The 20031-nt window shown below is 70.7% G+C and carries 18 protein-coding genes; 10 read left to right on the top strand and 8 right to left on the bottom strand.

All coding sequences use genetic code 11. The features are described from left to right. The first annotated feature begins 13 nt into the window (after positions 1-13). From ETD85_RS16780 to ETD85_RS16755, 6 genes are all read left to right on the top strand, one after another. Entirely contained in the window at positions 14-202 is a 189-nt protein-coding gene (locus ETD85_RS16780) for a hypothetical protein (RefSeq protein ID WP_138690643.1), read from the top strand. Between the two features lie 29 nt (positions 203-231). Beyond that, a complete protein-coding gene (gene xylA, locus ETD85_RS16775; protein WP_138690642.1) occupies positions 232-1377 on the top strand; it encodes a xylose isomerase in 1146 nt (381 codons plus the stop codon). Beyond that, entirely contained in the window at positions 1374-2786 is a 1413-nt protein-coding gene (locus ETD85_RS16770; RefSeq protein ID WP_138690641.1) for a xylulokinase, read from the top strand. The genes xylA and ETD85_RS16770 overlap by 4 nt, the downstream gene beginning before the upstream one ends. Positions 2787-3093: 307 nt before the next feature. After that, positions 3094-3768 (top strand): DUF998 domain-containing protein, encoded by a 675-nt coding sequence (locus ETD85_RS16765; protein ID WP_138690640.1) that lies wholly within the window; start codon positions 3094-3096, stop codon positions 3766-3768. Between the two features lie 56 nt (positions 3769-3824). Next, positions 3825-6188 carry a sensor histidine kinase gene (locus tag ETD85_RS16760; RefSeq protein ID WP_170246715.1) on the top strand — a complete coding sequence of 788 codons (2364 nt, stop codon included), beginning with the start codon at positions 3825-3827 and terminating at the stop codon, positions 6186-6188. Continuing rightward, positions 6185-6559: a DUF742 domain-containing protein gene (locus tag ETD85_RS16755; RefSeq protein ID WP_138690638.1), complete on the top strand. Its 375-nt coding sequence runs from the start codon at positions 6185-6187 to the stop codon at positions 6557-6559. Before ETD85_RS16760 ends, ETD85_RS16755 begins: the two co-directional genes overlap by 4 nt. A gap of 103 nt (positions 6560-6662) precedes the next feature. On the opposite strand, the gene ETD85_RS16750 is transcribed toward ETD85_RS16755, so the two are convergent. From ETD85_RS16750 to ETD85_RS16725, 6 genes are all read right to left on the bottom strand, one after another. Beyond that, positions 6663-7235 (bottom strand): GTP-binding protein, encoded by a 573-nt coding sequence (locus ETD85_RS16750; RefSeq protein WP_138690637.1) that lies wholly within the window; start codon positions 7233-7235, stop codon positions 6663-6665. Further along, positions 7216-7578 carry a DUF742 domain-containing protein gene (locus tag ETD85_RS16745; RefSeq protein WP_138690636.1) on the bottom strand — a complete coding sequence of 121 codons (363 nt, stop codon included), beginning with the start codon at positions 7576-7578 and terminating at the stop codon, positions 7216-7218. The genes ETD85_RS16750 and ETD85_RS16745 overlap by 20 nt, the downstream gene beginning before the upstream one ends. Further along, on the bottom strand, positions 7575-7982 hold the full coding sequence (locus ETD85_RS16740; RefSeq protein WP_138690635.1) for a roadblock/LC7 domain-containing protein: 408 nt from the start codon (positions 7980-7982) through the stop codon (positions 7575-7577). The genes ETD85_RS16745 and ETD85_RS16740 overlap by 4 nt, the downstream gene beginning before the upstream one ends. A gap of 13 nt (positions 7983-7995) precedes the next feature. Next, the gene (locus ETD85_RS16735) at positions 7996-10086 is read right to left on the bottom strand and encodes a sensor histidine kinase (RefSeq protein ID WP_170246714.1); all 2091 of its coding nucleotides are present in this window, start codon (positions 10084-10086) and stop codon (positions 7996-7998) included. Between the two features lie 164 nt (positions 10087-10250). After that, the gene (locus tag ETD85_RS16730) at positions 10251-11108 is read right to left on the bottom strand and encodes a PrsW family intramembrane metalloprotease (protein ID WP_138690633.1); all 858 of its coding nucleotides are present in this window, start codon (positions 11106-11108) and stop codon (positions 10251-10253) included. Next, positions 11105-12667 (bottom strand): NAD(P)/FAD-dependent oxidoreductase, encoded by a 1563-nt coding sequence (locus tag ETD85_RS16725; protein WP_240779191.1) that lies wholly within the window; start codon positions 12665-12667, stop codon positions 11105-11107. Before ETD85_RS16725 ends, ETD85_RS16730 begins: the two co-directional genes overlap by 4 nt. Before the next feature lie 133 nt (positions 12668-12800). Here ETD85_RS16725 and ETD85_RS16720 point away from each other — a divergent pair, with 133 nt between their 5' ends. From ETD85_RS16720 to ETD85_RS16705, 4 genes are all read left to right on the top strand, one after another. Next, positions 12801-13001 carry a hypothetical protein gene (locus ETD85_RS16720; protein ID WP_138690632.1) on the top strand — a complete coding sequence of 67 codons (201 nt, stop codon included), beginning with the start codon at positions 12801-12803 and terminating at the stop codon, positions 12999-13001. A gap of 11 nt (positions 13002-13012) precedes the next feature. Beyond that, entirely contained in the window at positions 13013-14506 is a 1494-nt protein-coding gene (locus tag ETD85_RS16715) for an SPFH domain-containing protein (protein WP_138690631.1), read from the top strand. Positions 14507-14584: 78 nt separating this feature from the next. Beyond that, positions 14585-15925 (top strand): flotillin family protein, encoded by a 1341-nt coding sequence (locus tag ETD85_RS16710; RefSeq protein WP_138690630.1) that lies wholly within the window; start codon positions 14585-14587, stop codon positions 15923-15925. A 108-nt stretch (positions 15926-16033) separates the two neighbouring features. After that, the gene (locus ETD85_RS16705; RefSeq protein WP_138690629.1) at positions 16034-16687 is read left to right on the top strand and encodes a hypothetical protein; all 654 of its coding nucleotides are present in this window, start codon (positions 16034-16036) and stop codon (positions 16685-16687) included. 62 nt (positions 16688-16749) lie between these two features. On the opposite strand, the gene ETD85_RS16700 is transcribed toward ETD85_RS16705, so the two are convergent. Next, complete coding sequence (locus ETD85_RS16700) at positions 16750-18786, bottom strand: glycosyltransferase family protein (RefSeq protein WP_138690628.1); 2037 nt, start codon at positions 18784-18786, stop codon at positions 16750-16752. A gap of 58 nt (positions 18787-18844) precedes the next feature. Continuing rightward, complete coding sequence (gene wecB, locus ETD85_RS16695; RefSeq protein WP_138690627.1) at positions 18845-19975, bottom strand: non-hydrolyzing UDP-N-acetylglucosamine 2-epimerase; 1131 nt, start codon at positions 19973-19975, stop codon at positions 18845-18847. Positions 19976-20031 lie beyond the last annotated feature (56 nt).

Here is a 20031-nt window from a genome sequence, read left to right as displayed (position 1 = left end):
CGAGGAGAGGCCGATGCACGACACCGAAGAGGCGCTGTTCAGGGCGGTCCACGGGATCGCGGGCCGTTTCGCGGGCCAGCCCGTGCCCGTGGTGATGGACGCGTTGCTGCGCCACCTCCCCAAGGCTCCCGGCCTCGAGGTGACGGAGATCCGCAAGATCGCCGAGGAGATCAGCGTCGGGCGTGATCCCTCGGGCTTGTGAACAACTGATCACAGGGGCAGCATCGAACCATGTACGAGCCAACCCCTGATGATCGATTCACCTTCGGTCTGTGGACGGTCGGCTGGCAGGCGCGCGATCCGTTCGGGGACGCCGCTCGGGCGCCCCTCGACCCCGTCGAGAGCGTGCATCGGCTGGCCGAGCTGGGGGCCTACGGCGTCACCTTCCACGACGACGACCTGCTCGCCGTCGAACGCGATCGGGACCGGGCGATCGCGGCCTTCCGGAAAGCGCTCGCCGAGACCGGGCTGAAAGTGCCCATGGCCACCACCAACCTGTTCACGCACCCCGTCTTCCGCGACGGCGCGTTCACCAGCAACGACCGCGACGTCCGGCGGTACGCGCTGCGCAAGGTGACGCGCAACCTCGACCTCGCCGCCTCACTCGGCGCCACCACCTACGTGTGCTGGGGCGGCAGGGAGGGGGCGGAGTCCGACGCGGCCAAGGACGTGCGCTCGGCGCTCGGCCGCTACAAGGAGGCCATCGACCTGCTCTGCGGCTACGTGCGCGAGCGCGGCTACGACCTCCGCTTCGCGATCGAGCCCAAGCCCAACGAGCCGCGCGGCGACATCCTGCTGCCGACGATCGGGCACGCGCTGGCGTTCATCGGCGAGCTGGAGCATCCGGAGATGGTCGGGCTCAACCCCGAGGTGGGGCACGAGCAGATGGCCGGACTCAACTTCGTGCACGGCGTCGCGCAGGCGCTGTGGCACGGCAAGCTGTTCCACATCGACCTGAACGGGCAGCACGGGCCCAGGTTCGACCAGGACCTGGTCTTCGGGCACGGCGACGTTATGAGCGCCTTCTTCCTCGTCGACCTGCTGGAGCACGGCGGCTACGACGGTCCGCGGCACTTCGACTACAAGCCGTCGCGCACGGAGGATCCGGCGGATGTGTGGGAGTCAGCAGCCGCAAATATGCGGACATACCTGATACTTCGCCATAAGGCCCGAAATTTCAGGGCCGATCCAGACGTACGGGAGGCGCTGCGGGCCTCCCGCGTCGACGAGCTCGGCCTGCCCACGCTCAACCGGGGCGAGACCCTGGCCGATCTGGCCGGCGACGACTTCGATCCTGAGGTGGCGGCCCGGCGGGGCTACCATTTCACCCATCTCAACCAGCTTGCGCTGGAGCATCTGTTAGGAGTTCGTGGGTGACGCTGGTCGCTGGGGTTGATTCCTCGACGCAGAGCTGCAAGGTCGTCATTAGGGACGCGGAGACCGGAGCGCTGGTGCGCCAGGGCCGCGCCGCGCACCCGGGCGGCACCGAGGTGCACCCCTCGCACTGGTGGGCCGCGTTACTGCAGGCCATCGAGGAGGCCGGCGGGCTGGACGACGTGGCGGCCGTCAGCGTCGCGGGGCAGCAGCACGGCATGGTCTGCCTGGACGAGTCCGGAAACGTCGTGCGCGACGCCCTCCTCTGGAACGACACCCGCTCCGCCCAGGCCGCCGTCGACCTGGTGGCCGAGCTGGGCGGGCCGCAGGCGTGGGCGGACGCGGTGGGCTCGGTGCCCGTCGCCTCGTTCACGGTGACCAAGCTGCGCTGGCTGGCCGAGCACGAGCCCGACAACGCGCGGCGCACGGCCGCGGTGTGCCTGCCGCACGACTGGCTCACCTGGCGGCTGGCCGGCGCGCTCGGCGCCGGGGGCTTCGACGCGGCGGCCTGGCAGGACGCGCCGCCGCCCGCCCTCGACCGGCTCACGACCGACCGGGGCGACGCCTCGGGCACGGGTTACTGGTCACCCGCGGCCGGGGCCTACCGTACGGACCTGCTGAAGGCCGCCTTCGGCGCGGTGCCCCTGCTGCCCCGCGTCCTGGGCCCGGCGGAGCAGGTCACCGCCGGCCGGATGCTGATCGCGCCGGGGACGGGCGACAACATGGCCGCGGCGCTCGGCGTGGGCGCGCGGTCCGGTGACGTGGTGGTGTCGCTCGGGACGTCGGGCACGGTGTTCGCGGTCACGGAGTCGCCCAGCGCCGACCCGTCGGGAGCGGTCGCCGGGTTCGCCGACGCCACGGGACGCTTCCTGCCGCTGGTGTGCACGCTCAACGCCGCGCGGGTCCTGGACGCCGCCGCCCGCATCGCCGGCGTCGGCCTCGACGCGCTGAGCGACCTCGCGCTCCAGGCGCCTCCCGGGGCGGACGGGCTCACGCTGGTGCCGTACCTGGAGGGCGAGCGCACCCCCAACCGCCCGACCGCGACGGGCTCGATCCACGGGCTGACCCTGGCCACCTCGACCCCCGCACACCTGGCCCGCGCGTCCGTCGAAGGCATGCTCTGCGGCCTCGCCGACGCCCTGGACGCGCTGAGCATGCGTCCCGAGCGCGTGCTGCTGATCGGCGGCGCGGCCCGCTCCGAGGCGGTCCGGCGCATCGCCCCGACCGTCTTCGGGGTCCCGATCACGGTGCCCCCGCCGGCCGAGTACGTCGCCGACGGCGCCGCCCACCAGGCCGCCACGCTGGTCACCGACCCCGACTGGCGTTCCGAGGACACGGAGACGTACGAGGGGGAGGCGATCCCGGCGATCCGCGAGCGCTACGCCCGGGCGACGGCCCACATCCTCGACTGACCCCCCACCGGCCCGCCTGCCGAACCCCCTGAGGAGATCCACTTTCCTCAGGGGGTTCGCGCATGCCGGCGGCAGAACGGGGGAGTTGCACGCCGTCGAGCCCGGAAGAGCGGGCCGGGGCGGAAGGGACGAGGGTGCCAGGGTCAGGGATGAGGCCGGTGAGCGGGCCTTCGCGAGGCGGGTCACCGGCGCCGGTGCCCACCGTGCGCGGCCGTGGAGGACGGAGGCTCGTCTCGGGGTCGGATCAGGGATGGGTAGGGGGTGGCGCCGGATGCCGGGTAAGGGCGCTGGGCGGGACAGTAGTGCCATGACCGCAGCAAAGAGGCTCTACCCCCTGATCGCCTGTGGCTCGATCATGTTCGCGGTGGTGGCCGTCGTGGTCGGGCAGATCGTCCCGGACCCGTACCTCGACCCCATGAACATCACCGTCAGCGAATACGCCGTGTCCGACCGCGGGGGCGTCACGGAGGTCGCGATGGCGGTGCTCGGCATCGGGTCGCTGGCGCTGCTGGCGGGGCTGCGGTCTGCGGGGGCGCCCGTGCGGGGGATGCCCGAGCGGTTGCTGATGGTGTGGTCGGGGGCGCTGATCGTGGCGGCGATCATCCCGACCACACCCATCGGTCACGACCTCGACCTGGCGGCCCAGATCCACCGGTACGTGTCCGTGGCCGCGTTCGTGAGCCTCCCGGCCGCCGGGCTGCTGATGGTCCCCAGGCTGAACGCGGACCCCGACTGGAAGCCCGTGGCGCGGGCGGTGGAGTGGGTGACGCTGGCCGGCGGGTTCGGGCTGCTGGCGATCACGTACGTGGCCCTGCCGGGCGACCGGGTGCTGATCGGACTGGTCGAACGGCTGCTGCTGGGCGCCGAGGTGGCACTGCTGGCAGTGCTGGCCGGTTGGCTGGTCCGGCTGGCGTGGCGGCGCCGCGCGGTCGAAGCCGCAAATTTCCCGACATATCACAGATTTATCGCTAGTCGATCTTAAAACCATCTGTTTCGATGCTATTCTCTCCCGCGATCTTCTATCCGGGAGCGGGTGTCATGGCATCGGGCAGATCCATCAGATTCAAGATCTCGACGCTGCTCGTCATCCCCTTGATCTCCCTGATCGCGCTCTGGGGCTTCGCCGCGAGCACCACGTCGGGGGAGGCGCTCAACCTGCTGAAGGTCGAGAGCATCTGGACCGGTGTCATCAACAACGCCGACGGCCTGGTCTCCAACCTGCAGACCGAACGACTTGCCTCCGCCGAGCTGCTCGCGGGCACGGTCAAGGACCCGGACGCCCTGTCCAAGGCGCGGGCGAAGGTCGACAACAACCGGAAGGTGCTGCGGCAGCGCGGCCTGTCCGAAGACACGCAGTCGGCGCTGACCCAGGACATGAAGTCCCAGCTCCAGACCGTGTTCGAGGTGTCCGACCGGCTGCCGGACATCAGGCGGAAGGTGGATGAGCGCAAGCTCACCCCCGGCGGCCTCGTCACCGAGTTCGCGAAGATCTCCGACGAGGTCCACCTGCTGTACTCCAGGCTGACGGTCAGCACCGACCTGGAGCTCGCGCTCCAGGCGCAGGGCCTGATCGCCGCCGACGAGACGCGCGAGCTGCTGAGCAGGGAGCACGCCCTGATCATCGCCTCGAACGGCCGGGCGAGCATGCACGACGTCCACATGCTGGCGGCCATCGACGGCACCAGGACGCACCTGTTCCCCAAGGCGCTGGCCAACCTCGACACCGAGCTGCGCACGCCGTTCGAGAAGATGTACTTCTCCCCGCGGTACGTCACGATGGAGAACCTGCTGGAGGGCTACGTCAACGGCCAGCCGGTGGACATCGACCTCTGGCGGGGCATCGGCGAGCAGGTGCAGAAGGAATACGCCCAGGCCGTCTGGCGCACCGGCGACAAGCTGCTGGCCAGGATGGAGCCCGCGGGCGTGGCCATCATCGTCCGGGCCGCCGTCGCCGGCGCGCTCGGGCTGATCGCGGTCGTGTTCTCCATCTTCATCTCGATCCGGTTCGGCCGCCGGATCACCAGGGAGATGGCGACGCTGCGCCGTACGGCGCTGGACCTGGCCGAGATCCGGCTGCCCGACGTCGTCTCGAAGCTGCGCAAGGGCGAGAGCGTCGACATCGAGACGGAGGCGCCGCCCATCAGGGTGGGCGACAACGCGACCAGCGAGGTCAGCGACCTGGCCTCGGCGTTCGACAGCGTGCAGAGCACCGCCGTGGACGCGGCCGTCGAGCAGGCCAGGCTGCGCGAGGGCGTGTCCGAGGCGCTGCGTAACCTGGCCAGGCGCAGCCAGTCGCTGCTGCAGCGCCAGCTCAGGCTGCTCGACGAGATGCAGCGCCAGACGGAGGAGCCCGAGGCGCTCGAGCGCCTGTTCAAGCTCGACCACCTGACCACCCGCATGCGCCGGCACGCCGAGGGCCTGGTGCTGCTCTCGGGTGGCGCGGCCGGCCGCAGGTGGCGCGGCGTCATCCCGATCGAGGACGTGCTGAGCGGCGCGGCGGCCCAGGTCGAGGAGTACACCCGGGTCCGCGTCTACCCCATGCAGGAGTGCGGCGTCTCCGGCGGGGCGGTGGCCGACCTCATGCACCTGTTCGCCGAGCTGATCGAGAACGCCACCTCCTTCTCCTCGCCCAGCAACGAGGTCTCCGTGCGCGGCGAGATGGTCGGCAGAGGCTTCGCCGTCGAGATCGAGGACCGCGGCCTGGGCATGGACGAGCAGACCCGCCGGGTCATCAACGAGCGGCTGTCCAGCCCGCCGGAGTTCGACCCCTCCCAGACGGAACGGCTCGGGTTCGCGGTGGTCGGCATGCTCGCGGCCAGGCACGGCGTCAAGGTCACGCTCAAGCTTTCCCCGTACGGCGGCACCACCGCCATCGTGCTCGTGCCCGGGTCCCTGGTCGAACCCATGGTCACCCCGGTGCAGCAGCTGGAGTTCGAGTCCGTCTCCGTGTCGGTCGTCCGCGAGGACCCCACGGGGCCCGGCGAGCTGCCGCGCCGCATCCGTACGAGCAAGCGCGCCGCCACCTCCGCTCCGGCCTCCGCCCCCGCTTCCGCACTGCCCCAGCAGGAGTCCGCGCCGGCCCGCCACGAGCGGCCCGTGGAGCTCTCCCAGCGCGAGCGGCCGGTGGAGCTCCAGCAACGCGAACGGGAGCTGCCGCAGCGCGAGCGGCCGACGGAGCTCCCGCAGCGCGAACGAGGTCTCCCGCAGCGCGAGCGGACCACCGGCCTGCCCCAGCGTGAACGGCAGGCCGGCCTGCCGCAGCGGCTGAAGCAGGCGCCGCCCCCCGTACCACCGGCCGAGGAGCGCTCGCCCGAAGAGGCCAGGGCGCTGCTCTCCTCGCTCCAGTCCGGCTGGCAACGCGGGCGGCAGGACAGCGACCAGGATGGGGGATCTGAATCGTGAGCCGCGAGCACGAGTGGGTCGATGAGGAGGCGGGGCCAGTCGTGCGGCCCTATGCGGTCGCCCGCGGGCGTACCCAGCCGACCTCAGCCGCGGTCGACCTGCTGGCGACCGTCGTCTCCACCGGCCTGCCCGCCCCGGCCAAGGCCGAGCTGAGCGTGCCGCACCGGCGCCTGCTGAGCAGCGTGGCGGGACAGGCCAGGCCGGTCGTCGAGGTCGCCTCGGAGCTGGGCCTGCCGGTCGGCGTGATCAGGGTGCTCCTGGGGGACCTGCTGGAGCACGGCCTGGTCACGGTGCGCCCGCCACGGGACAAGACCGCCTCGCCGTCGGAGAGCCTCCTCCGGGAAGTGATCAACGGCCTTCGGGCCCTCTAGAGGCGCCGACGGCGATCCGGGCCCCCAAGGGCCTGGAAAGGCCCTCCAGAGGCCCTCTGCGTGCCGCTGGACGCCCTCCAGGGGGCGTCTCCCGACGGGGGCGCTAGTTGGCGGAGGTCAGCGTGCGCAGCGAGTGCTCGACCAGCGCGATCATGACCTCCTTGGCCGAGGTCCGCCGGCGCACGTCGCACAGCAGCACCGGGACGTCGTCGTCCAGGTCAAGTGCGATGCGCACGTCGTCCACGCTGTGCCGGTCCGCGCCTTCGAAGCAGTTGACGGCCACCACGAACGGCGTGCCGCGCTGCTCGAAGTAGTCCACGGACGGGAAGCAGTCGGTCAGCCGCCTGGTGTCGGCGATCACGACCGCGCCCAGCGCGCCGTAGGACAGCTCGTCCCACATGAACCAGAACCGCTCCTGCCCGGGCGTCCCGAACAGGTACACGACCAGCCCGTCGCGGATCGTGATGCGGCCGAAGTCCATCGCCACGGTCGTGGTGGTCTTGGCCTCCACGCCGTCGATGTCGTCGACGCCGACCCCGCGATCGGAGAGCACCTCCTCCGTGCGCAGCGGCTTGATCTCGCTGACCGACCCGACCAGTGTGGTCTTGCCGACACCGAACCCCCCGGCGATGAGAATCTTCAGCGCGACGGGGTCCTCAGAGAGCACGGAGTCCATTGATCACTTCCTTGAGAATGCGCTCATTCGACCGCGACCCTCCGGCGGAGGGCGACGTCACCGAGATGAGGCCGTGGTCACGCATGTCGCCGAGTAAGACCCGGATGACGCCGACGGGCAGGTCGAGCTCGACGGCCAGGTCGGCCACCGAGATCGGGCTTCGAGCCGCCCGCAGGATGAGCTGCTGTTCTGGACCGAGCTCGCCCGGCGGGTCGCCGATCGCGCGCACGGTTGCCACGAGATCGAACGCGTCCCCGGAGGAATGCGTGCGACCGCGGATGAGAGCATAAGGCCGGACGACCGGTCCCGCCTCCTCATCGAACCACTGCGGGCCTTCGCTCATGACGCTCCAGCGCGCGGGTTCGTGGTGATGTGCTGGCCCACCCGCTTGACCAGCATCGCCATCTCGTAGGCGATGTGGCCGACGTCCACGTTCGCGTCGGCGATCACGGCCAGGCAGGTGCCCTGCCCGGCCGCGGTGACGAACAGGAACGCCGACTCCATCTCCACGATGGTCTGGCGCACGTCGCCGCCGCCGAAATGGCGTCCGGTGCCGCGGGCCAGGCTCTGGAACCCGGCCGCCACCGCCGACAGGTGCTCGGCGTCCTCCCGGGTCAAGCCCTTGGAATAGCCGACCGCAAGGCCGTCGGTGGACAGGATGACCGCCTGGCGCACCGCGGCGACCCGGGTGGCCAGGTCGTCCAGCAGCCAGTTCAGCTCACCGGTGTTGGTGGTCGGCACAGTCATGCATCCCCCTTACTCATGGCCCCTCCTCAGAGGCTTCTTCACGGGCGCGTTGGGTTCCCCGCTGGAAAGCGGAGAACAGGTCGCGTACCTCTTCGGGAGAGCGTTCGGCCTGCTGCTCCGGCTCGGGCGGCGCTTCTTTGAGCTGCGGCGCCAGATGGGACTGGCGTACTCGCCTGGGCAGCCCCGCGTGGGTGCCCGAGCTGACCACCGCGAGCGCCTTCTTCCGCGTACGGCTCGGCAGCGCCGCCTTGTCGTCGTCGCCGGCCTCCAGCGCGCTCTGCTCGGCCACGATCGTGCGCGGCACGAGCACGATGGCCGCCGTGCCGCCGAAGGGCGAGCGCCGCAGCAGCACCTTGACACCGTGCCGCTCGGCCAGCCTGGCCACCACGAACAGGCCCAGCCTGTCGCTGTCGGCCAGGTCGAACTCGGGTGGCGCGGCCAGCAGGGCGTTGTAGGCGGCGTACTCGCCGGCCGTCAGGCCGAGCCCTCTGTCCTCCACCTCGATGGCGTAGCCGTTGCTCACCAGGTCGCCGCGCACCTGGACCATGGTGTCCGGCGGCGAGTAGATGGTGGCGTTCTCGACCAGCTCGGCGACCAGGTGGGTGAGGTCGGCCGCGGCGGTCCCGTCGAACGCGCTGACCGGCATCGTCTCGACCGCGACCCTGGTGAAGTCCTCGACCTCGGCGACCGCGGCCCGCACGATGTCGATCACCGGCACCGGCTTGCGCCAGGCCCGGCCCGGCGCGGAGCCGGACAGGATCATCAGGCTCTCCGCGTGCCGCCGCATGCGCGTGGTCAGGTGGTCCAGGCGGAAGAGCTCCTCCAGCCGGTCTGGGTCGTGCGTACGCCGCTGCATGGTGTCCAGCAGCGCGAGCTGGCGGTGCAGCAGGCCCTGCTTGCGGCGGGCGAGATTGAGGAAGACCTGGCCGACGCCATGGCGCAGCGCGGCCTGGCCGACCGCGGCCGTCACGGCGGTGCGCTGCACGGAGCCGAAGGCCCTGGCCACGTCGATGATCTCGGCGGAACCGCTCACCTTGATCGCCTTGGCCTCCTTCCGCACGTCGACGTCCTCGCCTCTGCGTAGCCGCTCGACGATGTCGGGCAGTCGTCTCTGCGACAGCTCGACCGCGGCGGAGCGCAGCCCGGCCAGCTCCGCGGCCAGGCGACGACCGAAGCGTACAGAGATGATGATCGACGCGAGCACGGCGATCAAGCCGAGGCCGCCCGCGATGGCGATCTTGACCACGGTGGCGGTGGCCGCCTCGGACGTCCGCGCGGCCAGGACCTCGGAGGAGGCGAAGCCGAGCTTGTCGAGCTGGGAGGTGAGCTTGTCGACCGACTCGTTCCAGCCGTCGGCGACGACCGGGGGCGCGCCGGTCTTGATGATCCGCCCTTCCATGGTGGCGAAGGTCAGGAACGGCTCGGTCGCGAAGACCTGCTCGTACGGCCGGCGCAACGCCACGTCGAGACCGGCGAGCCCGCGCGAGTGCAGGAACTTCCTGGAGGCCGCGTACTCGGTGAAGGCCGCCGCCTCCGGGCCGGTGAGCTGCTGGTCGGCCATGGCCCCGATGATGAGGGCGTGCTCCCTGGCGATGTACTCCCTGGCCATGCCCATGGCCTGGAGCGAGGCCGCCTGCTGGAAGATCGTCAGGTCGGAGACCGACACCAGGTGGTCGTAGAGCATGAAGATCGAGTCGAGGATGCGGTTGTACTCGTTCAGCCCGGACAGGCGGGAGCTGAGGCCGCCGTCGATGTCGGCCCTGATCGAGCCGAGCCGGTCAAGCCCGGCGGTCAGGGTGCTGAGAGGGCCGCTCAGTGCGCCTTCGGCGGCGCTGCCGGCCTCCCCGACGGCCCGCTTGAACTGGCTGACCGACTGGTCCGTGCGGGCGCGCTGTCCGCCGAGCACTTCGTCGAGTTCACGCGTAGTGAGCGCTTCCGCGGAACGCACCCGTTCGGCCTGCAGCTGTAATCCCAGGTCGGTGGAGGTGACACCGAGAGTCCGATAGAGGGTGTTCGCGCGGAGTAACGACTGGGCGTCGCCCATGGTGAGGTTGAGGACGAAACCCCAGAGCGCGCTCAGAGACAGAAGGGGTAGCAGCAGCAATAAGAAGATCTTGAACCGAATTGACCGGTTTCGCGAGCCCATGTCCCAACCTCGAGTCGGGGGCATTTCCACACCTTGTGTAAATACACCTCCGGAAGATCGCACAGGAGACTAGCACCGTTTATGCTTCCGGCGCAGTGGGAGGAAGACGTTCATTACCGTGATTATTGGGACAAGATCTCGTCGTCGCGGTGGGCGGAACTGGTGATGGTCCACAGCCAGGCGAGCGCGACCAGCGAGATCACGATGAGTCCCGCCCAGTTCAGCAGCGTGTACACATGCACCTGCCACGCGCTCACGTGCGGCACCCGGCCGATCCGCAGCAGCTCGAACTGCCACGGCCGCCCGGTCAGCACCAGCGTGATCGCGATCGCGATGGCCGACATCGAGTCCCACAGCGCGTGCAGCAGCGAGACGCCGAGATAGGTCAGCAGGACGGGGCCCGTCAGCCGCCCGCCGGCGGCGAACAGCGCGCCACCGGCGATGGCCGTCCACAGGCCGTGCCCGACGGGCGTCAGGATGCCGCGCAGCACCTCCGTCTCGACGAGCTGGGACAGCGACAGGCCGTCGGCGGCGAAGAGCGCGTTGAAGGCGTAGCCGGCGCTCTCGAAGGCGGCGAAGCCGAAGCCGACGGTCGCACCCAGCACGACCCCGTCCATGGCCGAGCGCACGGCCATCCGCCTGGTGACGAACATGAGGGCGGCCAGCTTCACGCCCTCCTCGATGAGGCCGACGAGCACGTACATCGCGACCGACGGCCTGATGAGCCAGCTCTCCAGCAGCGAGGCGCCGAGCACGCCGAGCACGCCGCCCACCACGAACGCCATGAACAGCAGCTCGACCGTGACCCGGGGCGAGTGGTCGCGCCCGTGCGCCCAGACGACGAATGTCACCGGCACCAGGAAGCTGCCGAACAGCACCACGGTCGGCACCAGGTTCGAGTTGCCCGTCGAGGCCGTGACGAGGACGGTGGCCAGCCACAGGGCGAACCCGATCAGGAAGATCCGCAGCCACGGCCTCATCGCGCCGGCTCTCCGGCCAGGTCCGCCACGGCCAGCGAGGCGGCGGTCACGGCGGCGTCGCCGCGGGCGGCGGGCACCGAGTCGGAGCCGGCGATCGCGATCCTGCCGAAGCGCCTGCGGGCGACGTCCGCCGGGAACGGGCCGTCCGGGTAGAACGGGTGCCACGGCCGGCAGTACTCGATCGCGTTCGCGTGCCCCCACCGGTCGATCGTGATCGCCTCGACGTCCCTCGCCGGGTCGAAGCCGACCGGCCCGAGCAGCCGGGCGAGCTGGTCGCGCACGGTGCGCTCCAGATGGCCGTACGGCGTCCTGGCCAGCTTGCGCCGGCCCGCCACCGACCCCGGCTCCGGCCCCAGCTCCGACCGGCACGGGGTGGCCAGCATGCGGACATCGCCCGAGGGCTCGACGCAGGTCAGGCACCAGTACGCCCCCGTCCACCGGACCCTGCGCACCCCGGCCCGCCGCCAGGCGTCACCGTCGCGCAGCCGTACGGTGGCGTGCAGCACCGGCACCCTGACGGCCTGGCTCAGCGCCTGCCGCTGCGCCGCGGGCAGGTCCGGCACCAGGTGCGGGATGACCGCGCTCCAGCAGGCCAGGATCACCGCTCCGGCCTCCACGGTCATGACGCGGTCGCCGTCGAAGTAGCCCACCGTGGCCGACTCGGCCCCGTCGCGTACGGACACCACCGGGCTGCCCAGCCGCATCGGGACCACGGGGCCGTCGCCGGACGGGCGACCGGCGGCGGCGGACCAGGCCCGCTTCACCGTGGGCGAGTTGTACCTGGACGGCTCCGACCGGTCGAGCCCCAGGCCGCCGAACCCGGGATAGCCGCCGGCCCACGCGTCGATCGCGCCGAACGCCCTGGTGTCGTAGGCCCACGCGCCGCTGGACATCGTCCGGCAGAACCGCTCGGCGTCGGGGTGCACCCCGCACACCTCCAGCAGGAACCGCGAGTAGGTCAGCTCCGCCAGCCGCTCCTGCTTGGCCCGCGGGCCGAGCCCGGGGAACCAGTCGGGCGGATCCTCGTGCAGCATGCGCAGGTCGCGCCGGGCCCGCCAGGCGATCGGCAGCCGCGCGATCCAGTCGGAGGTCATCCTGACCAGGGTGTCGGCCCCGAAGGTCTCCGCGTCGCACATCACGCCGTCCGGCCGGCCCGTGCAGAACGCCTCCCTGCGGGCCCGCCCGCCGAGCTCGTCGTGGTTGTCGAAGACGAGCACGCGGGCGCCGGGATGGCGCCGCAGCCACTGGCGGGCCGCGCTCGTGCCGCTCGGGCCGCCGCCGACCACCACGAGGTCGTAGCTCTCCCCGGTGGGCTCGGGAGTGCCCGCCAGTTTCCAGAAGCGTCCGTCCCGCAGCGCGTGCGGCACGCTGAGCGCTTGAGCGGTGTCGCCCCGCCAGACACTCGGCTCAGGTCTGAACGCGGCGCCCTGCGGCGCCTCAGCCTTTTCTGCGGTGCCCAGCACGACCGTGCTTCCCAAAGCGCCCACGGCGATGCCGTCGAAGAAGTCGCGGCGGGAAATAGGCCGGTTCATCCCTAGGTCGCATGAAGACAGGCTCATGGCGCGATCATCAGGAGCGCGGCGGAAAGCGGCTGAGGGGCGCGCAGGACTTCGGGCAACATTTTGCGCGGCCTATTACCGCGAATGCCCGTTTGGAGTAGCGTCCGGAACATCTGGCGACGGGGGGAGTCCGGTGGTCGGCAAGCAGGGCAGGGTCACGGGGAAGATCGGCCCAGGGCTCGTCGGCGAGGTCATGATCCCGATCAGGGGCGGCGTCGAGGCGTTCTACGCACATCCCAGCGTGCCCGACGAGGAGATCGCCACGGGCTCCATCGTGGTGGTCGTGGACTACTTCCCCCCGAGAACCGTGTACGTGGCAAGAGCACTCGTCTAGGGAGGCCCCGGATGTCCCCTGAGCTCTACCTCGCCGCCGGTGGCGTCATCGCCGCGGCCGTCGTTCTCATCCTGCTGTTCAAGGCCGTGTGGCGGGTCGCGGAGCCCAACGAGGCCCTGATCATCTCCGGCCTGGGCGCCGGCCGCCGCCGCGGCGAGGGCCCCGACAGTCTCGGCTTCAAGATCATCACGGGCAAGGGCACGGCGGTGCTGCCCGGGTTCCAGGCGGCCAGGCGCCTGCGGCTGGACACCCGGGCGGCCAATCTGCAGGTCGCCTGCGTCACCCAGCAGGGCATACCCGTGCAGATCCGCGGGGTGGTGATCTACAAGGTCGGCGACGACCTGTCCTCGATCGCGAACGCCGCCCGCCGCTTCCTCGACCAGCAGGACTTCATGACCAGCGCGATCCACGAGCTGTTCACCGGGCACCTGCGCTCGATCATCGGCAACCTCACGATCGAGGATCTGATACTCAACCGCGAGCGCCTGACCAGCGAGACCAGGGCCTCGGCCGCCGACGAGATGAGCAAGCTGGGCCTGATCGTGGACTCGCTGCAGATCCAGGAGATCGAGGACGAGACCGGCTACATCACCAACCTCGGCAAGCCGCACGCCGCCAGGGTCGCCGCCACCGCCCGCATCGCGCAGGCACAGCGCGACCAGGAGGCCACCGAGGCCGAGCAGATCGCCGCCGCCAACAAGGCCGCGGCCTGGCGCGACGCGCAGATCAAGCAGGCCGCCTACCAGGCCGAGATCGACCGGGCCCAGGCCACGACCCGCCAGGCGGGGCCGCTGTCGGAGGCGACCGCCCGCCAGGAGGTGGTCGTCCAGGAGACCAGGGCCGCCGAGCTGGAGGCCCAGCTCGCCGAGCAGCGGCTCCAGTCGCAGGTGCGCAAGCCCGCCGACGCCAAGGCGTACGAGACCGTGACGCTCTCCCAGGCCGAGCGGGACGCCCGCATCGCGCAGGCGGAGGCCGAGGCCAGGGAGACCGAGCTGCGCGCCGCCGCGCAGGCCAGCCAGGTCAAGCTGGCCGCCGCGGCCGAGGCCGAGTCCGTACGGCTGCGCGGCGAGGCGGCGGGCGCGGCCACGAAGATCGCGGGTGCGGCCGAGGCCGAGGCGGCCAGGGCGCGGGGTCTGGCCGGCGCGGAGGCGGCCAAGGCGCTGGGCCTGGCGGAGGCCGAGGCGTCGCAGGCCAAGGGCCTGGCGGAGGCCAAGGCCATCAGCGCGCGGGCGCAGGCGCTGAAGGAGAACCAGGAGGCGGTCATCGCCCAGCAACTCGCCGAGCGCTGGCCCGAGGTCGTCGAGGCGGGCGCGAAGGCGTTCGGGAACGTGGACCACATGGTGGTGCTGAACGGCGCGCAGGGCGTCGAGGAGCTGCTGGCGAAGGCGCTCACGCTCGGCGGCACCGGGCTCGGCCTGGCCAGGGCGCTGCTCAACGGCGTCACCCCCAACCCGGAAGTCACCTCTAATGGCGCTGAACCGGAGGTGTCTGGCAAGACGCCCTGAAGCGGCGTACCGTCGAATTCAGGGCGAGCCGGGAAGTCTGGTCGGCGATTCATACGACGACGTCCCCGGGAGTTGGCCATGGACTTACTGCTGGCAGGAATCATCGCCGCCATCGCCCTGGTCTGCGTGGTCGTGTTCAAGCTGATCTGGCGGGTCGCCGAGCCGAACGAGGCGATCCTCATCTCCGGCCTCGGCGCGCGCGGCAGGGAGACGCTCGGCTTCAAGATCGTCACGGGGAAGGGCGCGCTGGTCCTCCCCGGGTTCCAGACCGCGCGCCGCATGTCGCTCGACAGCCGGGTCTCCCAGCTGGAGGTCAAGTGCGTGACCAAGCAGGGCATCCCGGTGCACGTGCGCGGCGTGGTGATCTACAAGGTGGGCGACGACTTCGTCTCCATCGCCAACGCCGCGCGGCGCTTCCTCGACCAGCAGAAGACCGTGGACGACAAGACGCACCAGCTCTTCTCCGGCCACCTGCGCTCGATCATCGGCAACCTCACGGTCGAGGACCTGATCGTCAACCGCGACGCGCTCACCAACGAGATCCGCACGTCGTCGGCCGACGAGATGAGCAAGCTCGGCCTGAACGTGGACTCGCTGCAGATCCAGGAGATCGACGACGCCACCGGCTACATCGCCAACCTGGGCCGCCCGCACGCCGCCGCCGTGGCCTCGCTGGCCAGGATCGCGGAGGCGCAGCGCGACCAGGAGGCCACCGCCGCCGAGCAGGAGGCCAGCATCAAGAAGGCCGCGGCCGTCCGCGAGGCCCGCATCCAGCAGGCCGGGTACCAGGCCGAGATCGACCGGGCCGGGGCCCTGGCCAAGCAGGCCGGCCCGCTGTCGGAGGCCACCGCCCGCCAGGAGGTCGTGGTCCAGCAGACCTCCGCCGCCGAGCGGGAGGCGCAGCTCGCGGAGAAGCGGCTCGAAGGCGAGGTGCGCAGGCCCGCGGACGCCCGGGCGTACGAGCAGGTCACGCTGGCGGAGGCGGCGCGGCGCGCGGCGGTCGCCCAGGCGCAGGCCGAGGCCGAGGGCATCAGGCTGCGCGGTGAGGCCGAGGCGGAGGCGACCAGGCTGCGCGGCATGGCGGAGGCGGACGCGGCGCGGGCCAGGGGCCTGGCCCAGGCCGAGGCCATCAAGGCCCGCGCGGAGGCGCTGGCGAGCAACCAGGAGGCGGTCGTCGCCCAGCAGCTCGCCGAGCACTGGCCCGAGATCGTGGAGGCGGGCGCGAAGGCGTTCGGAAACGTCGACCACATGGTGGTGCTGAACGGCGCGCAGGGTGTGGAGGAAATGCTCGCCAAAGCGCTCACACTGGGCGGCGCGGGACTCGGTCTCGCCAGGGCCCTGCTGAACGGCGGAGCTGCCGGAACGCCGAATGGCGCCGAATCGGAAATCATTCGTAAAGCCACTGAATCCCGCGAATAGCGACGTTACTCGGCTCCCCACTCTTCACTTCCTCTAGCGTTTTGGATAATGCCGCCTGAGTGAATTGAGGAGTCCATGCTTAAGGCCATTTCTGGCATATCCCTGAGCATGATGGTCCTTGCCGGATGCTCGTCCGGCGAGGAGGCCGGCGGGCCCGCCGCGTCCCCGCCGTCCCCGTCCGCGCAGTCGTCCCAGTCCGCCGAGTCCGCGCGGCTGCGGGCCGCCCTGCTGCCGGTGCCGAAGGGCATGAGCATCGCCTACGGCCCCGAGCTGGGCGCGTTCGGCTCGCTCAAGTCCATCCAGCAGGGCCTGGCCGCCATCCGCCAGGCCAAGCTCCAGCGACCTGAGTGCGCGGGGGCCGCTCAGCTCGACGCAGCCCAGCCCGACGTCGCCGCGGCGCCCGCGGCCGTGATCGCCTTCTCCGCCGCCCGCGGCTCGATCACGCAGGCCGTGGTGGCGATGCCGGCGGAGACCTTCCCGCAGACGCTGCCGAAGCAGTGCGCCTCCTACACCGCGGAGGTGTCCGGCACGCGGGTCACCTACAAGACCAAGGCCCTGGACATGCCCGCCAAGGGCGACCAGTCGCGCGCCTACCTCACCACGGCGGCGGGCGGCGAGAAGAACGCCCAGATCGGCTCCGTCATGATCAGGCGCGGCACCCTGATCATGAGCATGCTCGTGGTCGGGCAGCGGGTGAAGCAGCAGGGGCTCTTCGAGCTCGCCCGCCTCGCCGACCAGAACCTGGCGCGGGTCACCAGATAGCGTTCGCCTTCCTGGGAGTCTCGTCCGGGGAGCTCAGGAGGCGAACAGGCTCACCGGGGCCGTCAGATGAGCACGTGCGCGTCCGGGCGGCCGACGAAGGAGAACTGGGCGTTGCGGGTCAGCTTGATGTGGTCCGCCTGCCAGGTGTGCATGGAGGCGTCGGCGCTGCGCCAGTAGACGAAGTTGAAGCGGTCCGCCGAGTAGATCTTGACGGAGTCCTCCTTCAGCCGCCGGACGAGGTGGGTGTCCTCGCCGCGGGTGATGTCCGCGAAGCCGTACGCGCGGAACATGTCCGCCTTGCCGAGGAACGTGCCGCCCTGGACCAGGAAGGAGTAGCGGTGCTCCAGGCCGGGCAGGCGCAGCATGGTCGTGTTGCTGCCCTCGAAGTAGGCGTAGTGCGCGCCCTTGCCGACCAGCTCGGCGTCCGAGTAGTCGAACGCGCGGACCAGGTCCGACAGGTAGTGCTCGCCGTAGAGGTTGTCGTCGTCCATCTTGGCGATCAGGTCGCCCTCCGAGGCCGCGATGCCCAGGTTCATGCAGGCGCCGAGCGAGAGCTCCGCGGCGGCGGGCAGGACGACGACGTCGGAGATGCCCGCCATGCGAGCCTTGTCGGCCACCACCACCGGGTCGATGTCCAGGCCGTGCAGCACCATGACGAGCTGGAGCGGGCGGTGGCGCTGCCTGGCCACCGAGGAGATCGCGTGCTCGATCTGGGAGGCGCGGTTGGTGGGCAGCACGACCGAGATCGAGCGCGACCTCGGCTGCACCTGGTGTCCCAGGTCCTGGAGGATCTGGTCCACGCGGTGCGAGAACAGGTGCTTGTCGAAGACCTCGCGCATCGCCAGATGCCCCATCCTGGCGCGCAGCTCGGGGCTGTTGATCAGGTGCAGGACCTGGTTGTACGACTCGATCGGCTCCCGCGCGATGGGCAGCAGGTCGCCGAACGTCTCCTCGATCGCCCGTGACCACCCCGACACGACGGGGGTCGAGCAGGCCGACAGCTCGAAGACGCGGCGGGCGCACATGGTCGGCGAGTCGAGCACCGAGTTGACGTTCAGGAAGACCTTGTACATCCGGTACGCGGCCAGCATCTGGTCGTAGGGCAGCTCGCCCACGATGTGCGGCCGGTACTTCTCCGGCCAGGCGTACTTGTCGTCCACCTCGCCGTTGCGCGCGAAGATGTGCAGGCCCAGCTCCCTGACCGGGTCGAGCACGGTCTCCATCTGCTCGCGACGCTCGGGGTGCTTGTCGCGGAAGTACATCCCGGCGAAGACCACGTCGTGCAGGCGGCCCTTGGGCTGCTGGATCGGGTTGTGGACGCGGGGCTGGGCGGCGAACTGGAGCACGTCCACCCGGTCGTGGCCCAAAATTTCGCGATATTTCGGCAGCATGTCACCGTCGCAGGTGAACACGTAGTCGAACAGCTTGGCCGTGTCGATGAAGAAGTCGAAGTTCGGCGGGTCCTCCTTGTTCCAGAAGACCGTCGGGATGCCCTCCTGCCGGCACCAGGCCACGAGGTCGCGCAGCGGGTCCTTGGGGGCGTTCGTGCCGGTCATCTGGTAACGCCAGCGGCCCTGGTTCCCGTGCCACGCCGACTCGCAGAACAGCAGGTCGGGACGCTTCTCCGCGAAGATCTCCGGCCAGTCCTTGAGCCCGAACTCGATCTGGTCCCACTCGTAGCGGAAGGCCATCCTGGAGAAGTCGTCCAGGATCACCGCGACCTTGAGGTCGGGCCTGGCCACCGGGCCGAGCGGCCACTTCACCGTGGGGACCTCGACGGGCGGCGGCCGGTGGCCGGCCGCCTCGGCCGCCTCGGTGACCGGGATGGGCGGCTTCGGCGCCTTCTCCTTCGACCTGACCGCCTCGACGATCTTCCCCGGGCTCTTCGAGCCCAGGGCCTCGCCCAGCTTGAACGTCCGCTTGGCCTGGGTGGCCTCCAGCTTCCAGTTCGCGTACGCGGCCTTGGCCTCGGCGATCTCCAGCCGCCGGCGGAGCTCCCTGACCTCCGCCTCGTACCGCTCGACGAGCTTGCGCTCCTCGGGCAGCCAGTTCACGGGGCCGAGTCGCTGGTACGTGGGCTCTTCAGGGGTATCGGCCATGAGGGTTCTCGCCAATCACTTCGCGCGGAGGTATGTCATGTTACGGCGGAAGCGCCCGTTATTCGGAGCGTTTGCCCTGAGAGGCAGGCGCGAGGTTGTCCCCCTTGAGCCAGGCGGAGATCACCGTGGCGATCCGCGGCCCGGCCTGGCCGTCCCACAGCACCGGCAGCTCGCCGGCGGGCGTCGCGGCGCCGTCGGCCAGCGCCTTCTCCGCGGCGGCCGGCAGCAGGGCGGGCGTGACCAGGCGGTTCGTGCCGTGCGTGATCGTGATCGGCCGCTCGGTGTTGGGCCGGACGGTCAGGCAGGGGACGCCGAGCATGGTGGTCTCCTCCTGCACGCCGCCGGAGTCCGTGACGACGAGGGCGGCGCCGCGTACGAGTGAGAGGAAGTCCACATACCCCAGCGGGTCGACGACCCTGATCAGCTCGCCGTCGACCAGCCCGGCCTCGGCCAGCCGGACGCGTCCGCGCGGGTGGATCGGCACCACGATCGGGATCCGGGACGCGACCGCGAGCACGGCGTCGACCAGCTCCTTCGCCGCCTCGGGGGTGTCCACGTTCGCCGGCCGGTGCAGGGTCGCCACGGCGTAACGCTCGGGCAGGCCGAGCCGCGCCACCACGGGAGCCGGGTCCAGCTGGGACAGCGCCGAGAACAGGCTGTCGATCATGGGGTTGCCCACCAGGTGCACCTTGGACGCGGGCACGCCCTCCGACGCCAGGTAGGACAGGGCCTCCGGCGAGGTGGCGAAGAGCAGGTCGGCCAGGGCGTCGGTGACGACCCTGTTGACCTCCTCCGGCATGCCGCGGTCGAAGGAGCGCAGCCCCGCCTCCACGTGCGCGGTGCGGACGCCGAGCTTGGCGCAGACCAGGATCGCGGCCAGCGTGGAGTTCACGTCGCCGTAGACGACGACGAGGTCGGGATCCTGCTCGCCGATCACCTCTTCGAGGCCGACGAGCAGCGCGGCGGTCTGCTTGGCGTGGGTGCCCGAGCCGACGGCCAGGTTCGCCACCGGCTCAGGCAGGCCGAGATCCGCGAAGAAGACGTCCGACATCAGCGCGTCATAGTGCTGACCAGTGTGGATGATGCCCTGCCGCACGCCGAGTTCACCGAGTGCTCGCACCACCGGGGCCGCTTTCACGAAATTGGGACGAGCGCCCAGAACGTGCAGGACCAGGGGGTTCTCCCTCATTGACCTCGCCTTTCATAGCGGAAGGGAAAAAACGCTGCCTATGGTACGGTCCCACC

Source organism: Nonomuraea zeae (assembly GCF_005889725.1).
Taxonomy (GTDB): domain Bacteria; phylum Actinomycetota; class Actinomycetes; order Streptosporangiales; family Streptosporangiaceae; genus Nonomuraea; species Nonomuraea zeae.
This window is presented reverse-complemented; position numbering and strand designations above follow the sequence as displayed.